This is a genomic window from Mesorhizobium subarcticum (assembly GCF_055456085.1).
In genome coordinates this window covers 3,401,380-3,421,283 of the sequence record NZ_CM144237.1, presented here as the reverse complement: position 1 = coordinate 3,421,283, position 19,904 = coordinate 3,401,380, and the positions used below count along the sequence as shown (strand labels likewise).

The following is a 19,904-nucleotide window of genomic DNA, read 5'->3' as shown; positions in this document are numbered from 1 at the left end:
AGGCCTAGATGCGCACGATCCGCTCCACAATGTCCGGATCGATCTGGTCGAGCTCTGTCAATTCGCGCGCCAGCACCCGGGCGCGCATGCGCCATTCCCGTTCGGCAATGCGATTTTCCACGACCGATCGTCTGAAGGCGCCGCGAAGGATCTCGCAGTCCAGAGCTGTAACCCTTTTGCCTGAGTGGTCTTGTGCCATTTCAGTCTCCGCGTCGATGGCGGGAGCACCTGAGTTGGCTACCAAGCGCCCGTTTGCCCTGAAAGGCGGACGACCTGGAAACTGTACGCTTTCGTACAGTAATAGCGAGTCAATTCGCGGTGGAACGTTACCCCCGACTCAGGGTTGTAGCCCAAAAGGAGGGCTAGCCGTGTCGGACCAACCCAGCGTTGCCGAGACCTTGCGCGTTGTCAGGGAACATCTGCGCCTCGCGCGAAAAGCGGTCATCGATGCGCGTCATCTCGAGGCGACGATCGAGATCGATACGCTGATGCAGGTCGCACTGGTGGAGACGGATAGGCGGATTGCCGTCCTTGAACGAGCCATTTTGTCAAAGAGATAGGCCCGCGAGCAATTCCAATTGCACAATGACGCGCATCATCCGGCATGGTCCTGGACAGTTTGCAGGGCCAGCCGAGCCCATGTTGCTTCATGATTAGCCGGCGGAATTTTCTGGGGTCGCCGAAACATGGCGCTGACATGAAATATGTCGGTTTTGTACCAATTGTGAATTGGTACGCTTCCGACACTAACCTTCAGGTCGATCTTTTCGTATGCGAACGGAATTGGGGGACGCCGTGCATCGAATTCCAGACCGCATTCCTAGGTTTTTCCTTTCAAAGCCCCTATACATAAGCGATCGTCGGCACGTTGATACGGGCGCGGACGGCTGGGAGATCGGATGGCTCTTGCCCTGCATTGGGCCGCGCCATGTTTGAATCCGGCAAAAAGTCTGAATCCGCCAAAAAGTCTGAATCCGACAGAAACCAAAACTATCGAAACCAGCTGTTGCTACACATGAGCGCGGATGACCTCGCTTTGCTGGAGCCGCATATGCGGCGCTGTGACTTGCCGTTGCGCATGATGCTGGTCATCCCCAATGTCCCGATCGAAGCCGTCTACTTCATCGAACGGGGCATCGGTTCGATCGTCGCCAGCACGCCGAGCGGCCACGAGGCGGAGGTCGGCTTCGTCGGCTTCGAAGGCATGACGGGCGCTCCCCTGGTGATGGGCGACGACCGTTCGGCACACGCCTGCTACGTGCAGCTCGAAGGGCAAGCCATCCGCATCGATGCCGCCCCGTTCAACGCAGCCCTTGCGGCAAGCCCGAGCTTGCGCCTGTTTCTGCTGCGCTTCGTCAACACGCTTCAGACGCAGACCGGCTGCACCGCCTTTGTTAACGCCAGGCTGAAGCTCGAAGAGCGGCTGGCACGCTGGCTGCTGATGTGCGACGACCGGGTGCCCGGCGAAAGCCTCGCCATCACGCACGAATTCCTGTCCATCATGCTTGGCGTGCGGCGGCCAGGCGTCACGGTCGCGCTGCAGCTGCTGGAAGGCCGCGCGCTGATCCGCTCGCGCCGTGGCGAGATCGTCATTCGCGACCGCGCCGGATTGCTGGAACTCGCCAATGGCGGTTACGGCCAGGCCGAGGCCGAATATGCCAGATTGATCGGAACGATCATATCAGGCTGATCGGCACGATCATGCCAGGCTGCTCGGCACATGCCACGCTGATCGGCAGGGTCATGCCCGGCGCTCGCTAAGAAGATCAAGCGTCGGCGTTCTCACCGGACGGCCCGGCGTCCGAAGCCACACTGCCCCGGTGGCTTGCTATCTCGTCGCCAGCCTGCTGCACGACAAGCCGCAGCGGCGGCGCATAGGCAGGCATGCTGATCTGATGCCAAAGTCCGTCGAACTCGTCGGATGTGCCGGGATGTTCGAAGAAGGGCACGCGGCGCTCGAGCGGCGTGACGTCAAAACGCTCCCCCGTCGCTGTGTTCTCGACGATGACGTGCTTTTCGAGAATGACGTCCCGGGACAACAGCCAGCCCTGGATCAGACGGCAGCCTGGATTTTCCGCGACGACATCCCGGGCGTTCTGAAAGCTGTCGAGGTCGTCGGGAAGACCTGAGCGCAATTTGACATATTTATAAGGGATCAAGGCGGCCGACTGGCTGCCAGCGCGAAGTCTGGCAAAAAGGCTCAAGGCAGCAATTCCGCACGCGCCAAGGCGACCGCGTTACAAATCTTGCTCAATCGGTCATGCGTGCAGTCGACCAGGTCGGCAATATCCAAACCGCCCCCCATCACACGATGTCGAGTGGCCGATAAAGGTCGCTCTTGGCGATGCAGTACGCCCATTTATGGCGCTTGCATAGAAAAACTGTACGAATACGTACAATTGGTACATTTCGAACCGTTCAATAGGTCAAAGGTCGCATTCGGAAGCAGCTGCGGCATATGTTATTGGTACGGCAATGTGATATAAGCTACTGCTAAAATATCTGGTTCGTACGTCAATCGAGGGAACGATGTCGTGCCAATTCGGCAGAATCTCGCTGTCAATCTGAGACAGCTGATCCGGGGGCACGCGTCGGTGAGCGCGGTGTGCCGGGCGCTTGGCATAAACCGTACCCAGTTCGAACGCTATCTGCAGGGCCAGGCTGTTCCCAACAAGGCCACGGCGACACTCATCTGCGAATACTTCAAGATCGACGAGAACGAACTCTATCGCAAACCAGAGGTCGAGGGCCAGGCTGACGAATACGCATCGCTGCGCCAGAAGCTGTACGAGAACATGGTGCGACCGCCCAGCCCAGCCATCGCCGGCGGTACCTATTTCACCTATTTTACGGTGCCCGGCCGTCCCGAATTTCTGATGCGCTCGGTCACCTTCGTGCGGCGCGAGGCGGAGCTGGTCACCTTTCGGCGGGTGACGCGGTGGGCCCCGGGCGACGGCCAGGGCGGAGCCCGAGCGCCCGGCAACCATTACGGCGTGGTGGTCTCGCGCCTGAACTGGATCTACTTCAATGGCGTCAACAGCCGCCAGACCAGCGAGCCATCGATCCTGGTCCTGCAATGGGCTTCCATTTCCGAGCCCGTGCTGGTCGGCAAGGCCATGGTCCTGACCGGATCAGGCCCGTCCTTTGTCACGGCGATCATGCGCCAGGAAGTCACCCGGATCGGCAAGAGACGGGCGATGGAAATGGCCCATATCGTAAGCTTCAATGACCCCGGCCTGGATCAGCTTGTGGTCAGTCTAATCCGCGAGGGGGTTACAAACTCGGCATAGGGAAAATCACTCGCGTCTGAAGCTGAGAATACCTCTTCCTATTGGGTTTCCCGACACCAACGGATTCGGCATCCAGGCCGTAAAGACGTCGAGCATGTCTCCATCAAGCTTGTAGAACCGTTCCTGCTCGCTGCCGTTCCAGGCTTCATTCCAGGATGCGTCGATCCTGACGATGAACCTGTCGCCATCTATCCGATACCGCCCGGTATAGGCCATCACGGTACGGAAAAGTCCCAGCAGTTTCTCATCTGTATTCCCCGGCTCCCGCGTCTCCGCGGTAACCAGCACCATCATTCGCCCATCGGAGCCGAAAATGAGGTACCCATTGGGGTCGGCGCCCCAAGGTTGACTGCGCTCCTTTGATTCCTGAAGCTCGGTATCGAAGGAAACCAGCCGCCAGCAACCGTGGAGCTTGGTGTCGCGCTCAGACATATTCGCTCCTGTTTGCCCAGATGTACCCACCCGTCGACGGTAGGGCATGTTGCCATGCGGATGCAAAATACCATCGAATTCGCGGGGATGCGCCACGGACCGGCTACAGCCAGCCGCGACCATCAAGGCAAGGTTAAATCTCCATTGCTCTTGCCGCCTGTTCCAAACTCGCCCGCACAATCGCGCGATGAAACGGTGCTATCGTCGCGAGATAAATACGCCCCAGCCGGTTATGGCAATGCACCACGGTACCCACGACCAGCTCGCGCCCATTGGCCGCATCGGCGCGAAGTTGGATGGTAGCGCGGAAGTCGAGATGCCGGTCGTCCTCGCCCACTACCAACTCCGTCGCGCTCTTTGACAGCACCGGGAAGTAGCCGATAACCGGCCCACGCGCCGCTGCGGCAAGACCGATGGCGCGCGACGATTTGACGGCGACTGCCGCCATCACCACATCGCGGATATGAGTGAGCGCGCGAATCCACCCCGCCTGTCGCTCGAACGCGGCGCGTGCCAGCACCTCCAGATCATCGCTGGCGCCCGCCGGCAGTCGAATTGCAAAGGCGTCCAAAAGGTCCGCGCCGGCGTAGAGCGGCGCAAGCTCGCTGTTGCTAGGCATAGGCACGGCGCGCGCTTTGGTCATGCGATTAGGTACCGTATCCCAGGGAAAGCGCATAGCGTTTCCCAACCGGAATTGCGTCAGACAAGGAAATAGAGCGGTTCGGCGTTTCCGTGAAGCGATGAACCGCTTTAGAGTGCTGTTTGCGGGGCAACTCTTGTTGTCCCGGCGGACAACGAGGGTTGCTCGGGAAATAACAAGGGTTCGCGATGCTCAACAGCTTCGACTATGGCGGCAAGGAAGCCGACACCGTGCACGCGCTGGAGGAGGACATCATCTTCGGCCGGCTGGCACCCGGCACGCGCCTGGTCGAGGATGTGCTGCTCGCCCGCTTCCCGGTCTCGCGCCACACCATCCGCCAGGCGCTCTACCAGCTGGAAAAACTCGGCATCGTCACGCGCGAGCGCAACAAGGGCGCCATGGTGCGCCGGCTCTCTCCCGAGGAGGTGCGGCAGATCTACGAGGTGCGCGAAATGCTGCAGCGCCAGGCGGCACTGATGATCTCCCTGCCGGTCAGCGACGCGCTGATCGCGGAATTGATCGAGATCCACGGCATCTACAGCGGCCATGTCGACAAGGGCTATCTCAGAGGCATCCACGAGGCCAATGACCGCTTCCACCTGACCATGTTCTCGGCCTGCGGCAACGCCTATCTGGTGTCCTCGATCGAACACTACATGCGCCTCAGCCTGCCGGTGCGCGCCAATTCGCTGGCCGACCGGGAGAAGCTCGACGTCTCGCGCCAACACCACTCAATGATGATCGAGGCGCTGAAACGCCGCGACAATTGGGTGCTGGCGCAGCTCTGCGTTGACCATCTGCAGCCGAGCAAGGTGTTTTATCTCCAGGAGATCGAAGCAGCGCCGGCGGGTTAGGTGATCATGGCCGACAGTGAGAGGCAGCGCCAACGGTAGAGATTGCCAAGAAGCAGCTAAAACCGCCCGGCCGCAAAAGGCGCAAGTCTTTCGCTGTTGGGCCGCCGGTCGGCGATGAGGTCACCGACCAGCCGCGCGGTGACGGCCGAGAGCGTCAGTCCGAGATGGCCATGGCCGAAGGCGTAGACAATGTTCGGATTGCCGGGCGACGGGCCAATGACCGGCCGCGAATCCGGCAGCGACGGGCGAAACCCGAGCCATTTTGACGAGGGCTGGCCGAGCGCCGGGAAGAACTGGCGCACACCGCGATCGAGCAGCGCCAGCCGGCGTGGATTGGGCGGCGCGGCCAGCCGGCCGAGTTCGACCGTGCCGGCAACGCGCAGCCGGCCGGCCATCGGCGTCATGTAGAAGCCGAGATCGACCGGGCACACCGGACGCGTCAGCAAAGGCATTTCGGCCGGAAATTCCAGATGATAGCCGCGCTCGGTTTCGAGCGGGATGCGGTCGCCGGCCTGTGCCGCCAGCGGCCGCGAGAAGGCGCCGGCGGCGATCACCACCTTGCCGGCGCGCAGGCTGAGGCCCGGGCCGCTGAGTTCGACACCACCGGCATCGGCCCGCAGCCCGGTCACCTCGCCGCGCAGCAAGGCGGCACCCCGCTCCGTCGCCGCCTTGAGCAGCCGCGCCATCATGGTCTGGGGATCGGTCAGGTTCATCGATTGCGGGAAAAACAGCCCGCCGCCCTGCACCGCCGGCAAGTTTGGTTCCAGTGCGGCCACTTCACCGGGGTTCAGCACCGCCTGGTCGACGCCGAATTCGGCGCGCAACGCGCGGCTTGCCGCGCCGCGGGCAAAATCGTTCGGGCGACGATAGAGATAGAGGCAGCCATTGCGGCGCAGCAAATCCCCGGCATCGGCCTCGACAGCCATCTCCTCCCAGGCCGGCAGGGAATCGGCCAGCAGGCCGGCCATCGCGACCGCATTGGCATGGGTGGCGGCCGGCAGCGATTGCCTGACGAAGCTCGTGAGCCACGGCGCCAGGTGCAGCAGCGCTGTCCAGCGCAGCGAAAAGGGACTGTCGGCGTCGAGAAGCAATTTTGGCAGCGCGCGCAGCACCGCGGGGTTGCCGACCGGCAGGCAGGCATATTCAGCCAGCGTGCCGGCATTGCCAGACGAGGCGCCGGAGCCCGGCTCGTTGGGATCGATGAGCAGGACTTCGCGGCCGTCGCTGGCCAGGCGCAGCGCCGTTGCCAGCCCGACCACGCCAGCGCCAATAATGGCGATCTCGACGGTTTTCCCTGTCACTGTGCGGTTCCCTGGCCTCAGACAAAACCCGGCAGTTGCAGATGCCCGGCCGACAACAACTCCGCCATGGTGGTCAGCGCGCTGCGCAGATCGTCCTGCGAACGCGCGGCACCCACATTGATCCGCACGCCATGCTGGACCGGTTCGCGGCCGACGGCGAAGGCATCGCCCGGCAACAGGGCGACGCCGCGTTCCAGACAGGTGCGGGCAAAGCCGGCGCCACGCCACGGCTCGGGCAGGCGCAGCCATGCATGGGTCGCGCTTGGCTGGCTCTGGACATCGTAGCGGCCGAGGATTTCGCTCAGGATCGCCTGGCGCTGGCGCAGTTCCTGCTTCTGCACCTCGATGATGCGCGCTGCCGCCCCATCCTCGATCATCCGCGCTCCGATCAGCGCCGTCAGCGGGCTGATGCTCCAGCAATTGATGCGCAGCGCCGCGGCGACCTGGCCGGCAATGGCGCGCGGCGCGATGACGAAGCCGAGCCGCAAGCCCGGCGCCAGGCATTTCGACAGCGCACCGATATGCACCGTCAGCTCCGGCTCCAGGCTGGCGAAGGAGGGCAAGGCCTCGTCGGCCAGCGGCCGGTAGACGTCGTCCTCGATGATCATGACATTGTGGCGGCGTGCCACGGCGGCAAGCTCGTGGCGGCGCGCTTCGCCAAGCGTAATGGTGGTCGGGTTGTGCAGCGTCGGCACCAGGAATACCGCGCGTGGGCGCAACTGCGCGCAGGCGGCGTCGAAAGCGTCCGGCCGCATGCCGTCGCGATCCATGGCAACGCCCCTGAGATCGAGCCCATGCACGCGGCAAAGCGCATTGATGCCCTGATAGGTCACCTCGTCGGCCAGCACCACCTCACCTTGCCGGGTCACCGCGCCAAGCAAGCAGTCGAGCCCATGCTGGGCGCCCGCCGCCAGCACCACCCGGCCGGGGTCCCCATCGCCGGCAACCGTCTTCAGCCAGTCGGCGACGGCCACGCGCGCCCAGAGCGGCCCTTCCGGCGGATGATAGTCCTGCAGCGAGGCATAGTGCGGATCCCTGGGCAGGCGCGGCAGCAACGCCGCCAGCACGTCGAGATAGGCCGAGGTAGCGGGCCGGTTGACCGAGAGGTCGATGATGCCGCTCTCGTCGCTCGGCGCCGAGACAAAGCCGGGCCGTTCGCCGGCCTGCCGGGCGGCCACTGTGGTGCCCCGCCCCGGCCGCGCCTCCAGCAGGCCGCGCCGCTGCAGCGTCGCCAGCGCCCGCGTCACCGTGGTGACGTTGATGCCAAGCGCGCGCGCAATGTCGCGCTGCGGCGGCAGCCGGTCGCCGACCGCCAGCGTGCCGGCAGCAATGCGCTCGGCGATCGCGTCGGCGAGACGGCGATAGACCGGACTTTCATCCTCGGTAAGGCGGAGATCGCTGAGCATGCTGGATGGATTCGGGGGTTCGGCTTCGTCGTGGGCTTAGCATAAGACAATTCGCCGGACAATAGCGCTTGTGTGGCATCAATTCGGCCTTGTCAGCCGAAAATATCACACAATCACTGAAAATACCGGCTTGACGGTCAAAGTTGTATGCATCTATGCTCGATTTCAGATAGATTGTGTGAGCATACAAGTTTGGGTGACCCGCCGATATGCGGGCTTCCAATGGGACGGAACCATGCATCACAAGCCGCATAGTGCTTCAGCCAGTGCATTTCGGGATCGTGCCCGATGAGCGCCCGTCAGGCCGTTCAGCCATCACCGCCAGCCGCGTCGCCCGGCCCGGCTTTTGTCGATTTCGTCGATGTCGAGAAATCCTATGACGGCCGCGCCTTCGCGGTGACGCGGCTGAACCTCGGCGTCGCGCGCGGCGAATTCCTGACCCTGCTCGGGCCTTCGGGCTCGGGCAAGACGACGACGCTCAACATGCTGGCCGGCTTCGAACGGCCGACCAGCGGCACCATCACCCTGGAAGGCAAGCCGGTCGACCGCTTGCCGCCCTACCAGCGCAACATCGGCATGGTATTCCAGAACTACGCGCTGTTCCCGCATATGAGCGTCGAGGAGAACGTCGCCTTCCCGCTCTCCGTGCGCCAGGTGAGCAAGGCCGACATTGCCGGCCGCGTGGCCCGAGCGCTCGACATGGTGCGGCTGAAGCAATTCGGCGACCGCAAGCCGGCGCAGCTTTCCGGCGGCCAGCAGCAGCGCGTGGCGCTGGCCCGCGCGCTGGTGTTCGAGCCGAGCCTGGTGCTGATGGACGAGCCGCTGGGCGCGCTGGACAAGAAATTGCGCGAGCACATGCAGCTCGAGATCAAGCAGATCCACACCATGCTCGGTGTCACCATCGTCTACGTCACCCATGACCAGAGCGAGGCGCTGACCATGTCGGACCGTGTCGCCGTCTTCAACAATGGCGCCATTGCCCAGCTCGGCTCGCCCGACGATCTCTATAATTCCCCGCAAAGCTCCTTCGTGGCGAGCTTCATCGGCGAGAACAACACGCTGGAAGGCGTCGTCGAGCGCGTCTCAGGCCAGGAATGCCGTGTCAGGCTGACTGGCGGCGGCGAGCTCACCGCACTTGCCGTCGGGGTGACGCAAGGCGCGGCCTGCCACGTCGCCATCCGCCCGGAAAGGCTGAGCCTGGCGCCAACCGCCCCAGGCGGCAACGCCCTGACCGCCACGGTCGACGGCCGCATCTATCTCGGCGACCATCTGCGGCTGCTGGCCAGGCTCGCCAACGACCAGGGGCTGACCGTCAAGGTCGGCCCCGAGGCAAGCATGGCCAATGGCGAGGCCGTCACGGTGTCCTGCGCGCCGGGTGACTGCCGCGCCTTTCCCGCCGATGCCTAGGCGGGCGCCGCCAAGACAGGCCCATCCTGAACCAAAACAGATCCATCTCAAAAACAGGGGAAGAAAAATGAAAATCGCCAAGACCCGTATGCTCGCCTTCGCTGCGGCCACCGCACTCTTCACCATCAGCCACGCCTTCGCCGACGAACTGTCGATCATGGCCAGCGGCGGGGCCTGGCAGGATGCCCAGCGCAAGGCCTGGTTCGAGCCGTTCAGCAAGGAGACCGGCGCCAAGATCCTCGAGCAGGAATATCTCGGCGATCTCGGCAAGGTCAAAGCCATGGTCGACACCGGCAATGTGCCGATCGACCTGGTGACGGTCGAAACCGCGACCGTGCTGCAGGGCTGCGACGCCGGCATTCTCGAGCGCCTCGACTATTCCAAAATCGGCCCGCGCGACAAATTCATCGAAGGCTCGGCGCTCGATTGCGGTGTCGGTCTCGATGCTTACGGCGACATCCTCGCCTATGATCCGACCGTGCTGAAGGAAGCGCCGACCTCGGTGCTCGACCTCTTCGACACCAAGAAATTCCCGGGCAAGCGCGCCATGCGCAAATTCCCGGCGCAGAATTTGGAATGGGCGCTGATGGCCGATGGCGTCGCGCCAGCCGATGTCTACAAGGTGCTGGCGACGCCGGAAGGCGTCGACCGTGCCTTCAAGAAGCTCGACACCATCAAGAAGGACATCGTCTGGTGGGATGCGGGCGCGCAGCCGGCGCAATTGCTCGCCTCGCAAGAAGTGGTGATGACCACCGCCTGGAACGGCCGCATCCAGAACGCCATCGACACCGACAAGAAGCCGTTCAAGATCGTCTGGAATAACCAGATCCTCGAATATGACATGATCGCCATCCCGAAGGGCGCCAAGAACCCGGAGCTCGCCTACAAATACCTTGCCTATATCTCGAAGCCGGAAAACAACGCCAAGCTCGCCAGCTACATTACCTACGGGCCGGTGCGCACCGATGCGGCGTCTTTCGTGGCGGCCGATGCCTTGCCGAAACTGCCCAACGCGCCAGACCATCTGGCCGGCGCCTACCTCGTCGCCGACACCGAGTTCTGGGGCGACTATGGCGAGGATCTGGTCAAGCGCTTCAACGCCTGGCTGGCGCAGTAGGACCTGGCATGTCGGCCTTGCAGCCCAGCGAACTCGACCGGCCCGCGCTGGCCCGCGGCCGGTCGGCCGCCGGCGCGGATCCCGGAACCGCGTCGGCGGCGCTGCGCCGCGCCGAATTCGGCGATCGGCTGCGCACGCTGGCGCTGGCCGCACCCCTGCTCCTGCTTCTGGCCTTGAGCTTCGGCATCCCGATCGTGCTGCTTCTCTCGCGCGCCGTCTACGACCCGACCATCGCCGACGCCTTGCCGCGCACCAGCCAGGCGCTCGCCGGCTGGAACGGCCAGGGCCTGCCGGGCGATGCCGCCTTCACTGCGCTGGCCGCGGACCTCAGCGACAGCCAGGCCAAGGGCACCGCCTACGAACTGGCCAAGGCGCTCAACGCCCGCCTGCCCGGCGCCCGCAGCCAGGTGCTGAAGACCGTGCGCCAGCTCGAAGGCGCCGGCGGCAAGCCGCCGCTCGACATCATGAAATCCGTACCCTTCTGGTCGTCGCCCGGCACCTGGCCCACCGTCGCCAACGGCACCCACGCGATCACCTCGTTCTATCTCCTCAGCGCGCTAGACCTCAGATGGAACGCCGATGGCGGCATCGAGCGCGTGCCGCCCGAACAGGCGATTTTCCTGCAAGTGTTCGCGCGCACCTTCTTCGTTGCCGCCGCCGTGACGCTCGCCACCTTGCTGCTCGGCTTCCCCCTCGCCTATCTCATCTCGAGCGTGCCCAAGGGGCTCGCGGCAATCCTGATCGTGGCGGTGCTGTTGCCGTTCTGGACCTCGATCCTGGTGCGCACCGCCGCCTGGACGGTGCTCCTGCAGAAGTTCGGCCTGGTCAACGATCTCTTGCTGTGGCTCGGCATCGCCGACGAGCGGCTCGACCTGATGTACAGCCGCATCGGCCTGATCATCGCCATGACGCATATCCAGCTGCCGTTCACGCTGCTGCCGATCTACTCCGTCATGCGCACCATCGCGCCCTCGCAGATAAAGGCCGCCTATTCGCTCGGCGCGAAACCCTTCACCGCCTTCCGGCGTGTCTATCTCCCGCAGGTTTTCCCCGGCGTCATGGCCGGCTGCCTGCTCACCTTCATCCTGTGCCTCGGCTACTACATCACGCCTGCCCTGATCGGCGGCGCCAGCGACCAACTGATCAGCAATTTCATCGCCAATTACGTCAATGTCGAACTGAACTGGGAGATGGCGGCGGCGCTCAGCTTCATCCTGCTCGTCTTCACCCTGGCGCTGTTCGGCATCTTCGCCCGGATCCTCGGCCTCGACCGCCTGAAGATGGTGTAGCCATGCTGCTCTCGCCCTACCCGACATCTGGTGAACGCATCCGCGTCGCGCTGCTCTGGCTGTGGTGCGGGCTGGTCATCCTGTTCCTGCTGGTGCCGATCCTGATCCCGGTGCCGCTCTCCTTCAACAGCGGCGCCTTCTTCATCTTCCCGCTCGAAGGCCTGTCGACGCGCTGGTATGAGGTGGTGCTGGGCACGCAGCGCTGGCAGTCGGCGATCGGCAACAGCCTGATCGTCGCCTTCGGCACCACGCTGATCGCCACCACGCTCGGCACGCTGGCGGCAATCGCGCTCTCCAACGAGAAGTTCCCCGGCCGCCGCATCGTCATGCCGCTTTTGCTGTCGCCGCTGATCGTGCCTGTCGTCATCACCGCCGTTGGCTCATACCTGTTCTACGCCCGCATTGGCCTCGCCGGCACCTATGCCGGCATCATCCTGGCGCATACCGCACTCGCCAGCCCCTTCGTCGTCGTCACCGTCGGTGCCAGCCTCACCGGCTTCGACCGCAACCTGATGCGCGCCGCCGCCATTTCAGGCGCAAGACCGCTGACCGCGTTCTTCCGTGTGATGTTGCCGCTGATCCTGCCCGGCGTGCTTTCGGGCGCGGCCTTCGCCTTCGTCACCTCCTTCGACGAGGTGGTGGTGGTGCAGTTCCTGGCCAGTGCCGGCCAGCGCACCATGCCGCTCGAAATGTTCATTGGGCTGCGTGAAAAGCTCTCGCCCGCCATCACCGCCGCCGCGACGCTGATGATGGCGCTGTCGATCGTGCTTTTGGTGGTGGCGAACCTTCTCGCACGGCGCGGCCAGGGCCGCCGGGCAGCAAGCGGCTGAGGCTTCGACGCCATCGGCGGCGCCCAGTGAAACTTTTCGCACGCCGCTGTCGTTGCTGCGACATCGCCTCTAGAGGCGATTGCAGACCTCCGATCTAGGCCCCGCCGGCCTGCCGGTGGGGCCTTTTTTGAGACGGCCGGCACGGAACGATCCTGGAGTCGGGAAGTTTTGGTCTGTTCGCGATCCGCGTTCGCTGTGAGCCTCCGCAGCGATACCGCGGCACTGAAACCGGACGACAAGACCTCGATGACGACGGCGTGCGCCGACGAGGCCAAGAACGCCAGCCCCGCCAATAGCCATCCGGAATTCTGCAGCAGCGTGAAGCTGAACGGCGGCAGCTAAATCGCTCGATGGAATAGCGCTTCAGACAGCCCCGTTCGCGGGGCTGTCTTGCTTCAGGCTCGTGGCTTGCGCCGCAAAGGCCGATCGGCGATTGTCGTGCCATTGGGGAAGTCGGCGGAGGCACGGGGCATGGAAGCGGTCAGGCGCAAGCGCGGCTTGTTCGGCTGGTTTTTCCTGCTCCTGTTCATCGGCTTCAACATACTGATGCTGTGGGCCGCCGATGCCGGCATGGGCGCGTCGGACCAGCTGCCGGGCCTGAGCACAAATGTGTTCAGCCTCGGCGTCGACCTGGGTGCCGCCATCGGCGTCGCCGCCTTTGTCGTGTGCTGGGTGGTGGGGTTCCTGCTGCTCGGCCTGCTGGTCTATCTGACGCGCGGCCGCAAGGTGACCGAGCCGGTTCGCTAAGGCCCTTCCCCCAGGCGACGCCGCCGCGATCAGGACGCGATCGCCAGCGGGACGCGGTTGTAGCGCACCAGCTCCTCGTGCCCCGAGAGTTTCATCAGCCTTGCCTCGTCGAGGACTTCGAAATGGCGGGGCTCATGAACCCTGATGATGTTGAGGTTGCTCAGCTTCAGCATGATCCTGCCGACGGTCTCGATCGTCGTGCCGAGACAGGCCGCCATGTCGCTGCGGCTGATCGGGATGCTCACCAGCAGCCTTCCCGTCGGCGTCACCATGCAGGCCTCGGTGCGCCGGCACAGCATGAGCAGGAAACTGGCAATCAGTGCGGTGACGGAAGGGCTGTCGAGAAGGGCTACCCAGTCGCGTGCCGCGTCGATCTCGTCGAGGCCGTTGTTCATCCACTCCCGCCCGAGCTCCGGAAAGCGCGCCGACAGCTTGTCGAGGGCGTCGCGTTCGAAACAGCAGACGATGGCGTCGCAGGCTGCCGATATCGTCACCTTCGACAGACCCGTAAGCGCCCTGCCGTAGAAATCCGACGGCAGCAGCAAGCCGACGATCCGGCGCCGTTCGCCGCCGACGTTCGCCTGAACGCGCAACATCCCCGACAGGACATTGCCGACAAAGGGCACCTCTTCGCCTTCAGCCTGCACGGTTTCGCCCCTGCGGAAGGCCCGCAGATGGGAAATGGCCGCGAGTTCGTCGCGCAATTCCCTGCTGAAATGGCCGCACGACGAGGTCCGGCGAACGTCACACGGCTCACAAAGTGGCCGAATGGTTGGGCTTTGCATGCTTCACCTCCCACGTGATGAAACCACGGCGGCCGTTCGACCGCTGGAGACCCCGCCCCGAAAGGCGATTGCGCCTCGAACGGTGAGCCTCCGCCAAAAAGCGTTCGTCGCATTGATCTGGATCAAAATTGACTGCGCACGCATGCACTAATCGCGCACACGGCCGATCTTGGGCGGGCGCGGCGGACTGACTGCCAGGCTTGAGCACCAATGTGTTCAGCCTCGGTGTCGACCTGGGTGCCGCCATCGGCGTTGCCGCCTTTGTCGTGTGCTTGGGTGGTGGGGTTCCTACTGCTAGGCCTGCTGGCCTATCTGACGCGCGGCCGCAAGGTGACCGAGCCGGCTCGGTAGGCCTATTCGTCGCGGGGGTCGACTAGCTTGCCGGTGGCGACGTCGCGGCGTTCGCGCCGGATGATGGTCGCCCGCAACTCCCAATCCGGCATATGGCGATCGAAGTCGAGGGAACTGGCGAGCGAGATGCCCTCGGCAAGCGCCAGGTGACCGAACCGCTCCGTGCGGACGATCTTGCCGCAGGCCGCTTCCGACAGATCGAACAGTTGGACCTTCCAGGTCGAATCGTCGCCCCAGATACAGCCGGCGACGAAGCCGGTGGTCAGCGACAACCAGGGGCCGATCGACCAGCCATGATCATACGCATTGTCTTCCTGCAGTTTGAACGTCTCGGCCCGAGCTTCGAACACCCATTTCTCTTCTAGTTGGCCGGTCGCCCGTCTTGTGTAAGTCACCTTCCTGTAGCGCGGCACATACAACTCGACCGGGCAAAAGCCATCGGGTGCGCACTCCTCGCCTCCCAAATCCTTGCAAGCCGGTAGGCTCATCACCCGCGTTGCGGTGTAGTCGCTGGAGTAGAGCGCATACCAGGCGCCATCGATCTCGAACGGTTCGAAGGTTTCTGCCCCAAAGCTGGGATAGTTGCGCTCATACGCCCCAATCCAGCTGTCGCCGTCGAAGATGTTGACGGTCGCCGATCCCCAGGCGCCGGGCAAACGCGGCGCTGCAACCACCTCGACCCGAAACCGCCTTGCGCTCAATCCTGCCTTCATGCGGCGCTCTATATCAGCAAGGGCGGCTCATCTTCCAGAACCTGCAGCATGGCTGAAACCATCAGCGGCGATTGCCAGACAATATGGTCCGGCAAGATTGCGAGCCCGAACAGGTCAGCAGCGCCGGTCTTCCCAAACCTCGATCAGGGTTTCGGGCCACCCGACGAGCTGACCGCGGCCGCGGTGATGCGGGAAAGCTGCTGGCGCTTGTCGAGCGTCGGCTTGTGGTAAATCTTCTTCATCAATGTCCCCATGCCCAAGGAAAGGCGGTGAGTGGAGCGAGCCGCCCAACCCATGTCAAGCCAGACCTGAACGACCCCCGCGAAAATCGCGAAATGTTGATCGCACTGGCGGCGTTGCCGTCGACCATGCCGCTGTAACGTCCGCCCTGCGCTATGGGCAGGACGAAGGCGTGCAACCGGCGGTGATGGCAGAGAGCTTTTCACGCCGAACAAGCGTCGGCCTTTCATACGCTTTCTTCATGTCACTTGCAGTTCGAGATGGGGCATTCCGCCACGACGGTCGACAATCTCTCGCGCTTTACAAGCACCGGCTTCATATAGGTTTTCTTCATTTGTTGATCCCTGCCAATCCCTCGACCCGGAATAGGGCTGCGGCATCGACGTTTGTCAAGCGGCAGCTAAAATTCCAAGCGATGCGCGCTCTGCCGGGAAGTTGATTTCCGCCATTTTCCCTTTTTCGCCATGTTGCGTTGCGAAAAATTTGCTGCACTGCAATATTGTTTTGGCCAGATCGATACGGGAGGACGGCTGGGCGCAGCGAAGGAGTTACCATGGCGGCATCATTCCGGCCTGACATACAGGGGTTGCGCGCGCTGGCGGTCGGCGGGGTCGTTTCCTATCATTTCGGCCTCACGGCACTGCCCGGCGGCTTTGCCGGCGTCGACATCTTCTTCGTCATCTCCGGCTGGCTGATCACGACGCATCTGATGCGCGAGATCACCGAGACCGGCAGGCTCGACCTCTGGCGTTTCTATGCCCGGCGCGCCCGGCGCCTTCTGCCGGCCGCCGTCTTCGTCATCCTGGCGACGCTTGGCACGGGCTATTTCATCCTGGCGCCGCAGGAGCAGGCGCTCTATTCGCACGGCGCCATGTATGCGTCGGCCTATGCCATCAATCTGTGGCTGCTGCGCTGGTCGTTCGACTATTTCGCCGCCGATGCGTTCAGCAATCCCTTCATCCACTTCTGGTCGCTGTCGGTGGAGGAGCAGTTCTATCTCGTCTGGCCGGCGCTGCTGCTCTTTGCCGCCTGGCTGCACCAGGGCCGGCGCATGGCGGTGATGGTGATCGGCGTCGCCGGCCTCGCCTCCTTTATCGCTTGTCTGTGGCTCACCAGCCTCTCGCCGGCCTGGGCCTTCTATTTCTCGCCGCTGCGCGCCTGGGAGTTCGCCGCCGGCGGCCTGGCGACGCTGGCGCCGGCGGCCTTGTGGCAACACCGGCCCGGGCTGCGCGCGGTACAGGGCTGGCTTGGCCTGGCACTGATCGCGGCGGCCTATCTCCGCTTGAGCGAAGACATGTCCTTCCCCGGCTGGTACGCGCTGTTGCCGGTCATAGGCACGGTGCTGGTGCTGCTGGGCGGCGCCGGTGAAGAACCCGCCCCGGAGACAGCCAGCCCGGCCGGCTGGCGAGCCCTGGCGCCAGCTTCCGTTCTGTCGCTGCCGCCTCTGCAATGGATCGGCACGCTCTCCTATTCGCTCTATCTCTGGCACTGGCCCGTCATCGTCTATGCCGGCATGCTGGTGCCGGATCTCACCATCCCGCAGCGCCTTGGCTGCGGCGCGCTGGCGCTGGTGCTGGCGTTCCTGACCTATCATCTGATCGAGAACCCGGCGCGGCGCGGCGCCTGGCTGGCAGCGGGCAAATGGGCGCTGGCTCCCGCTTTGGCGTTGACGGGCGTGGGCGTGGTGGCAGCCTATGCCAGCGCGCATTTCGCCACGCGCAATATCGACCCGGCCCAGCGCGGCATCGAGGAAGCCGCCCAACAGCCCTCCACCGCGCGCGCCACTGACGAAAACTGCCTGCTCGACTTCCACACGGTGACGCCCAAACCCTGCACATTCGGCAAGGCCGACGCCGCCCACACCATCGTGCTGTTCGGCGATTCGCACGCCGACCACTGGTCGACGCCGCTGGTCGAGGCGGCGAGCCGCAACGACACCAAGGTGGTCACCTATCTCAAATCCTCATGCCGCGCCTCACGGCTGCCAACCTTCAGCGCGGTGCTGAAACGCGACTACACCGAATGCGACGCCTGGCGCGAACAGGCGATAGCAGACATCATCCAGGCCAGGCCGCGCCTGGTGGTGATCTCGGAATTCTCGATCGGCAACCTGACCCGCGACATGCCCGCCGCCGAGCGCGGCCAGGAGACCGCGCGCTGGCAGGAAGGCCTGCGCTCCACGCTGCAGGCCTTCAGCCAGGCCGGCGTCGAGACGGCGGTGATCCGCGACACCCCGATCGGCGACAGTTTTGCCGATTCCTGCGTGGCCCGCGCGCTCTGGTGGCGCGAAGCCCCCTCGCGCTGCGACACACCGAGAGCGCAAGCCGCCAATGACAGCGCCGCGGCGCAAGAGCGCGCCGTGGTCCAAAGCGTCCCCGACACGCGCTACGTCGACCTCACCGACCAATTCTGCGGCCCGACCGAGTGCCACGTCTTCATATCAGGCAAGCTGGCGTTTCGTGACCGGCACCATCTGACGACGGCGTTTGCGGAGACGCTGGAGGGGCCGTTGGAGAAGGCGCTGTTTTGAGGGGGTGAGCGGCTCTAGGGAAAGCTCACCGCGCTTTCCCGGGAAAACCGTTCACACTTTTCCTGGAATTGCCCTTGCAGAGCGGCCCGCGTCACCGGTTCCGGCGCACCCTACGCATGCCGCCTGTAGCGCAGATGCTCGACGAGGGCCGTAAGCGCGGCCGATTTCTGGTGCCTGCTCGGGTAGTAGAGATGGTAGCCCGACCAGACGGGGCAGAACGTTTCCAGACACGTTTCCAAACGTCCCGAGGCGAGATGCCCGGCAACGTGCGTTTCGAAGATGTAGGCCAGCCCCAGGCCAGCCAACGCGGCTTCGATCATCACAGGCGCATCATTGACGATGACGGCGCCCTCGACCGGCACGTCGACCGTGCGCGCACCGTCCCTAAACATCCAGCGGTAAACGTCGCCATGGCTTGCCGTGCGAAAATTGATGCAGTCATGCGCCGCAAGATCCTCGAGCCGGACGGGCCGGCCCCTCCTGAAGTAGTAAGCCGGCGCGGCGACAATGGCCGCGCTGACATCCGGCCCCACCGGAACAGCCACCATGTCCTTCTCCAGATGCGCTCCGAAGCGAATGCCGGCATCGAACCCTCCCTGGACGATGTCGACGAACCGATCGCTGACATGGATGTCGACCCGTACACCCGGATGGATGGTCAGGAATTCGCTCAGCGCCGGCACCAGAATGGCACGCGCCGGGTATTCCATCACGGTCAGCCGCAACGTGCCGGACGGCTGGTCGCGGCTGTCCTGCAACTCCAGCAGCCCGCTTTCGATCTGGCGCAGCGAAGGCGTGATCCGATCGAGCAGGCGGCGGCCCGCCTCTGTTGGCCGCACGCTGCGGGTGGATCGCGCAAGCAAGGGCACGCCCAGCCGCGCCTCCAATGCACTGATGGTCTGGCTCAGGCCGGACTGCGCACGCCCCATGACGGAAGCGGCCCGTGTGAAGCTGCCCGCCTCCACAATGGCCTGGAACACGAGCAGGTCGGCAATATCGCGACGATCCATTTATCATCCAGCATGATAGACCCATTCATATAAATCACTCTAATGGCGAAATGCAATTCGCCTTACGTCTCTGGCTCCAACCAACCGGAGCTTCAAAATGGACAGGATCAGCACCCTTCTCGCCTCGCTCATGATTGTTGCCGCCGCCGCGGCACTGCCCGCGCCCGCAGCGGCGAAAGCCGGCAATATCGTGCTCGTGCACGGAATGAACATGGATGGCGGCGCCTGGCGCGGCGTCTACGAACGCCTGACAGCCGACAAGTATCATGTCACCGTGGTGCAACTGCCGATGACCTCCATTCAGGACGACATCGCCGCCACCCGCCGCGCGATCGACGCGCAAGATGGGCCCGTCGTGCTGGTCGGTCATTCCTATGGCGGCATGGTGATCAGCCAGGCCGGCACCGAGCCGCAGGTCCGTGCTCTCGTCTATGTGGCTGCGTTCCAGCCCGAGATCGGCGAAAGCCTGGGCTTCCTCAATGCCTCCATTCCCGGCAAGCTACCGGCGGACGCGCTTACCGTGTTCAAGGACGGCTTCTACCTTGTAAAGCCCGACGCCTGGATCGCCGATGTGGCGAACGGTCTGCCCGAAGCCGAGGCACGCTATACCGCCATGTTCCAGACGCCCGCGAATACGGCGATTTTCGGCTACAAGGCCGAAGCCGCAGCATGGCACAATACGCCAAGCTGGGCAGCCATTGCCACGGAAGACCGCACCATTGCGCCGGATCTGCAGCGGCGGATGTCCAAACGCTCGGGCGCCAAGGTCGTCGAGATCCACGGCGGCCATTTGCTCCCGATGTCGCATCCGTCGGAAGTCACCGCGGTAATCGAGGATGCGGCCGCTTCGGTAAAGTGAAGCTGGTCGTCTCGCGCCGGGCGCCCACATGGTTGCCTTGCGGATCCATGCAACGAGGTCGCGCCTGGTGCGGATGACCTGATCGTGATGAAGCGGGATCCGG

At 63.9% G+C, this 19,904-nt stretch carries 21 protein-coding genes; 12 read left to right on the top strand and 9 right to left on the bottom strand.

The genetic code is table 11. The annotated features are described in order from the left end of the window. Positions 1-4 precede the first annotated feature (4 nt). Entirely contained in the window at positions 5-199 is a 195-nt protein-coding gene (locus ACZYHG_RS16710; RefSeq protein WP_464609478.1) for a hypothetical protein, read from the bottom strand. Positions 200-368: 169 nt separating this feature from the next. Here ACZYHG_RS16710 and ACZYHG_RS16705 point away from each other — a divergent pair, with 169 nt between their 5' ends. Together ACZYHG_RS16705 and ACZYHG_RS16700 are read left to right on the top strand one after the other, a co-directional pair. Further along, complete coding sequence (locus tag ACZYHG_RS16705; protein ID WP_464609477.1) at positions 369-560, top strand: hypothetical protein; 192 nt, start codon at positions 369-371, stop codon at positions 558-560. A gap of 455 nt (positions 561-1,015) precedes the next feature. Beyond that, entirely contained in the window at positions 1,016-1,690 is a 675-nt protein-coding gene (locus ACZYHG_RS16700; protein WP_464609476.1) for a Crp/Fnr family transcriptional regulator, read from the top strand. A gap of 76 nt (positions 1,691-1,766) precedes the next feature. On the opposite strand, the gene ACZYHG_RS16695 is transcribed toward ACZYHG_RS16700, so the two are convergent. Then, the gene (locus ACZYHG_RS16695; RefSeq protein WP_464609475.1) at positions 1,767-2,204 is read right to left on the bottom strand and encodes a hypothetical protein; all 438 of its coding nucleotides are present in this window, start codon (positions 2,202-2,204) and stop codon (positions 1,767-1,769) included. A 330-nt stretch (positions 2,205-2,534) separates the two neighbouring features. On the opposite strand from ACZYHG_RS16695, the gene ACZYHG_RS16690 reads away from it, so the two are divergent. Then, the gene (locus tag ACZYHG_RS16690) at positions 2,535-3,290 is read left to right on the top strand and encodes an XRE family transcriptional regulator (RefSeq protein ID WP_464609474.1); all 756 of its coding nucleotides are present in this window, start codon (positions 2,535-2,537) and stop codon (positions 3,288-3,290) included. A 6-nt stretch (positions 3,291-3,296) separates the two neighbouring features. On the opposite strand, the gene ACZYHG_RS16685 is transcribed toward ACZYHG_RS16690, so the two are convergent. Together ACZYHG_RS16685 and ACZYHG_RS16680 are read right to left on the bottom strand one after the other, a co-directional pair. Next, on the bottom strand, positions 3,297-3,722 hold the full coding sequence (locus ACZYHG_RS16685) for a lipocalin-like domain-containing protein (RefSeq protein WP_464609473.1): 426 nt from the start codon (positions 3,720-3,722) through the stop codon (positions 3,297-3,299). Positions 3,723-3,855: 133 nt separating this feature from the next. Beyond that, complete coding sequence (locus tag ACZYHG_RS16680) at positions 3,856-4,365, bottom strand: DUF2867 domain-containing protein (protein WP_464609472.1); 510 nt, start codon at positions 4,363-4,365, stop codon at positions 3,856-3,858. A 185-nt stretch (positions 4,366-4,550) separates the two neighbouring features. On the opposite strand from ACZYHG_RS16680, the gene ACZYHG_RS16675 reads away from it, so the two are divergent. Next, positions 4,551-5,216: a GntR family transcriptional regulator gene (locus tag ACZYHG_RS16675; protein ID WP_464609471.1), complete on the top strand. Its 666-nt coding sequence runs from the start codon at positions 4,551-4,553 to the stop codon at positions 5,214-5,216. Positions 5,217-5,272: 56 nt separating this feature from the next. Here ACZYHG_RS16675 and ACZYHG_RS16670 read toward each other — a convergent pair whose 3' ends face one another. Beyond that, positions 5,273-6,517 carry an NAD(P)/FAD-dependent oxidoreductase gene (locus tag ACZYHG_RS16670; RefSeq protein ID WP_464609470.1) on the bottom strand — a complete coding sequence of 415 codons (1,245 nt, stop codon included), beginning with the start codon at positions 6,515-6,517 and terminating at the stop codon, positions 5,273-5,275. A 17-nt stretch (positions 6,518-6,534) separates the two neighbouring features. Continuing rightward, positions 6,535-7,923 carry an aminotransferase-like domain-containing protein gene (locus ACZYHG_RS16665; protein WP_464609469.1) on the bottom strand — a complete coding sequence of 463 codons (1,389 nt, stop codon included), beginning with the start codon at positions 7,921-7,923 and terminating at the stop codon, positions 6,535-6,537. A 288-nt stretch (positions 7,924-8,211) separates the two neighbouring features. On the opposite strand from ACZYHG_RS16665, the gene ACZYHG_RS16660 reads away from it, so the two are divergent. From ACZYHG_RS16660 to ACZYHG_RS16635, 6 genes are all read left to right on the top strand, one after another. Then, positions 8,212-9,330, top strand: a complete 1,119-nt coding sequence (locus ACZYHG_RS16660; RefSeq protein WP_464609468.1) for an ABC transporter ATP-binding protein — start codon at positions 8,212-8,214, stop codon at positions 9,328-9,330. A 67-nt stretch (positions 9,331-9,397) separates the two neighbouring features. Beyond that, on the top strand, positions 9,398-10,447 hold the full coding sequence (locus ACZYHG_RS16655) for an ABC transporter substrate-binding protein (RefSeq protein WP_464609467.1): 1,050 nt from the start codon (positions 9,398-9,400) through the stop codon (positions 10,445-10,447). Between the two features lie 8 nt (positions 10,448-10,455). After that, positions 10,456-11,736: an ABC transporter permease gene (locus ACZYHG_RS16650; RefSeq protein WP_464609466.1), complete on the top strand. Its 1,281-nt coding sequence runs from the start codon at positions 10,456-10,458 to the stop codon at positions 11,734-11,736. Positions 11,737-11,738: 2 nt separating this feature from the next. Then, positions 11,739-12,566 (top strand): ABC transporter permease, encoded by an 828-nt coding sequence (locus tag ACZYHG_RS16645; protein WP_464609465.1) that lies wholly within the window; start codon positions 11,739-11,741, stop codon positions 12,564-12,566. Between the two features lie 195 nt (positions 12,567-12,761). Further along, positions 12,762-12,908: a hypothetical protein gene (locus ACZYHG_RS16640; protein ID WP_464609464.1), complete on the top strand. Its 147-nt coding sequence runs from the start codon at positions 12,762-12,764 to the stop codon at positions 12,906-12,908. A 129-nt stretch (positions 12,909-13,037) separates the two neighbouring features. Further along, positions 13,038-13,313 carry a hypothetical protein gene (locus tag ACZYHG_RS16635; RefSeq protein ID WP_464609463.1) on the top strand — a complete coding sequence of 92 codons (276 nt, stop codon included), beginning with the start codon at positions 13,038-13,040 and terminating at the stop codon, positions 13,311-13,313. Positions 13,314-13,342: 29 nt separating this feature from the next. Here the strand turns inward: ACZYHG_RS16635 and ACZYHG_RS16630 are convergent, their stop codons facing one another. Both ACZYHG_RS16630 and ACZYHG_RS16625 read right to left on the bottom strand, forming a co-directional pair. Further along, the gene (locus ACZYHG_RS16630; protein ID WP_464609462.1) at positions 13,343-14,017 is read right to left on the bottom strand and encodes a Crp/Fnr family transcriptional regulator; all 675 of its coding nucleotides are present in this window, start codon (positions 14,015-14,017) and stop codon (positions 13,343-13,345) included. Positions 14,018-14,451: 434 nt separating this feature from the next. Further along, entirely contained in the window at positions 14,452-15,162 is a 711-nt protein-coding gene (locus tag ACZYHG_RS16625; RefSeq protein ID WP_464609461.1) for a hypothetical protein, read from the bottom strand. Between the two features lie 793 nt (positions 15,163-15,955). Here ACZYHG_RS16625 and ACZYHG_RS16620 point away from each other — a divergent pair. Continuing rightward, complete coding sequence (locus tag ACZYHG_RS16620; protein WP_464609460.1) at positions 15,956-17,932, top strand: acyltransferase family protein; 1,977 nt, start codon at positions 15,956-15,958, stop codon at positions 17,930-17,932. Between the two features lie 110 nt (positions 17,933-18,042). Here ACZYHG_RS16620 and ACZYHG_RS16615 read toward each other — a convergent pair whose 3' ends face one another. Next, positions 18,043-18,942, bottom strand: a complete 900-nt coding sequence (locus tag ACZYHG_RS16615; protein ID WP_464609459.1) for a LysR family transcriptional regulator — start codon at positions 18,940-18,942, stop codon at positions 18,043-18,045. 97 nt (positions 18,943-19,039) lie between these two features. Between ACZYHG_RS16615 and ACZYHG_RS16610 the strand changes: the two genes are divergently transcribed. Beyond that, entirely contained in the window at positions 19,040-19,801 is a 762-nt protein-coding gene (locus tag ACZYHG_RS16610; protein WP_464609458.1) for an alpha/beta fold hydrolase, read from the top strand. The last annotated feature ends 103 nt before the right edge of the window (positions 19,802-19,904 follow it).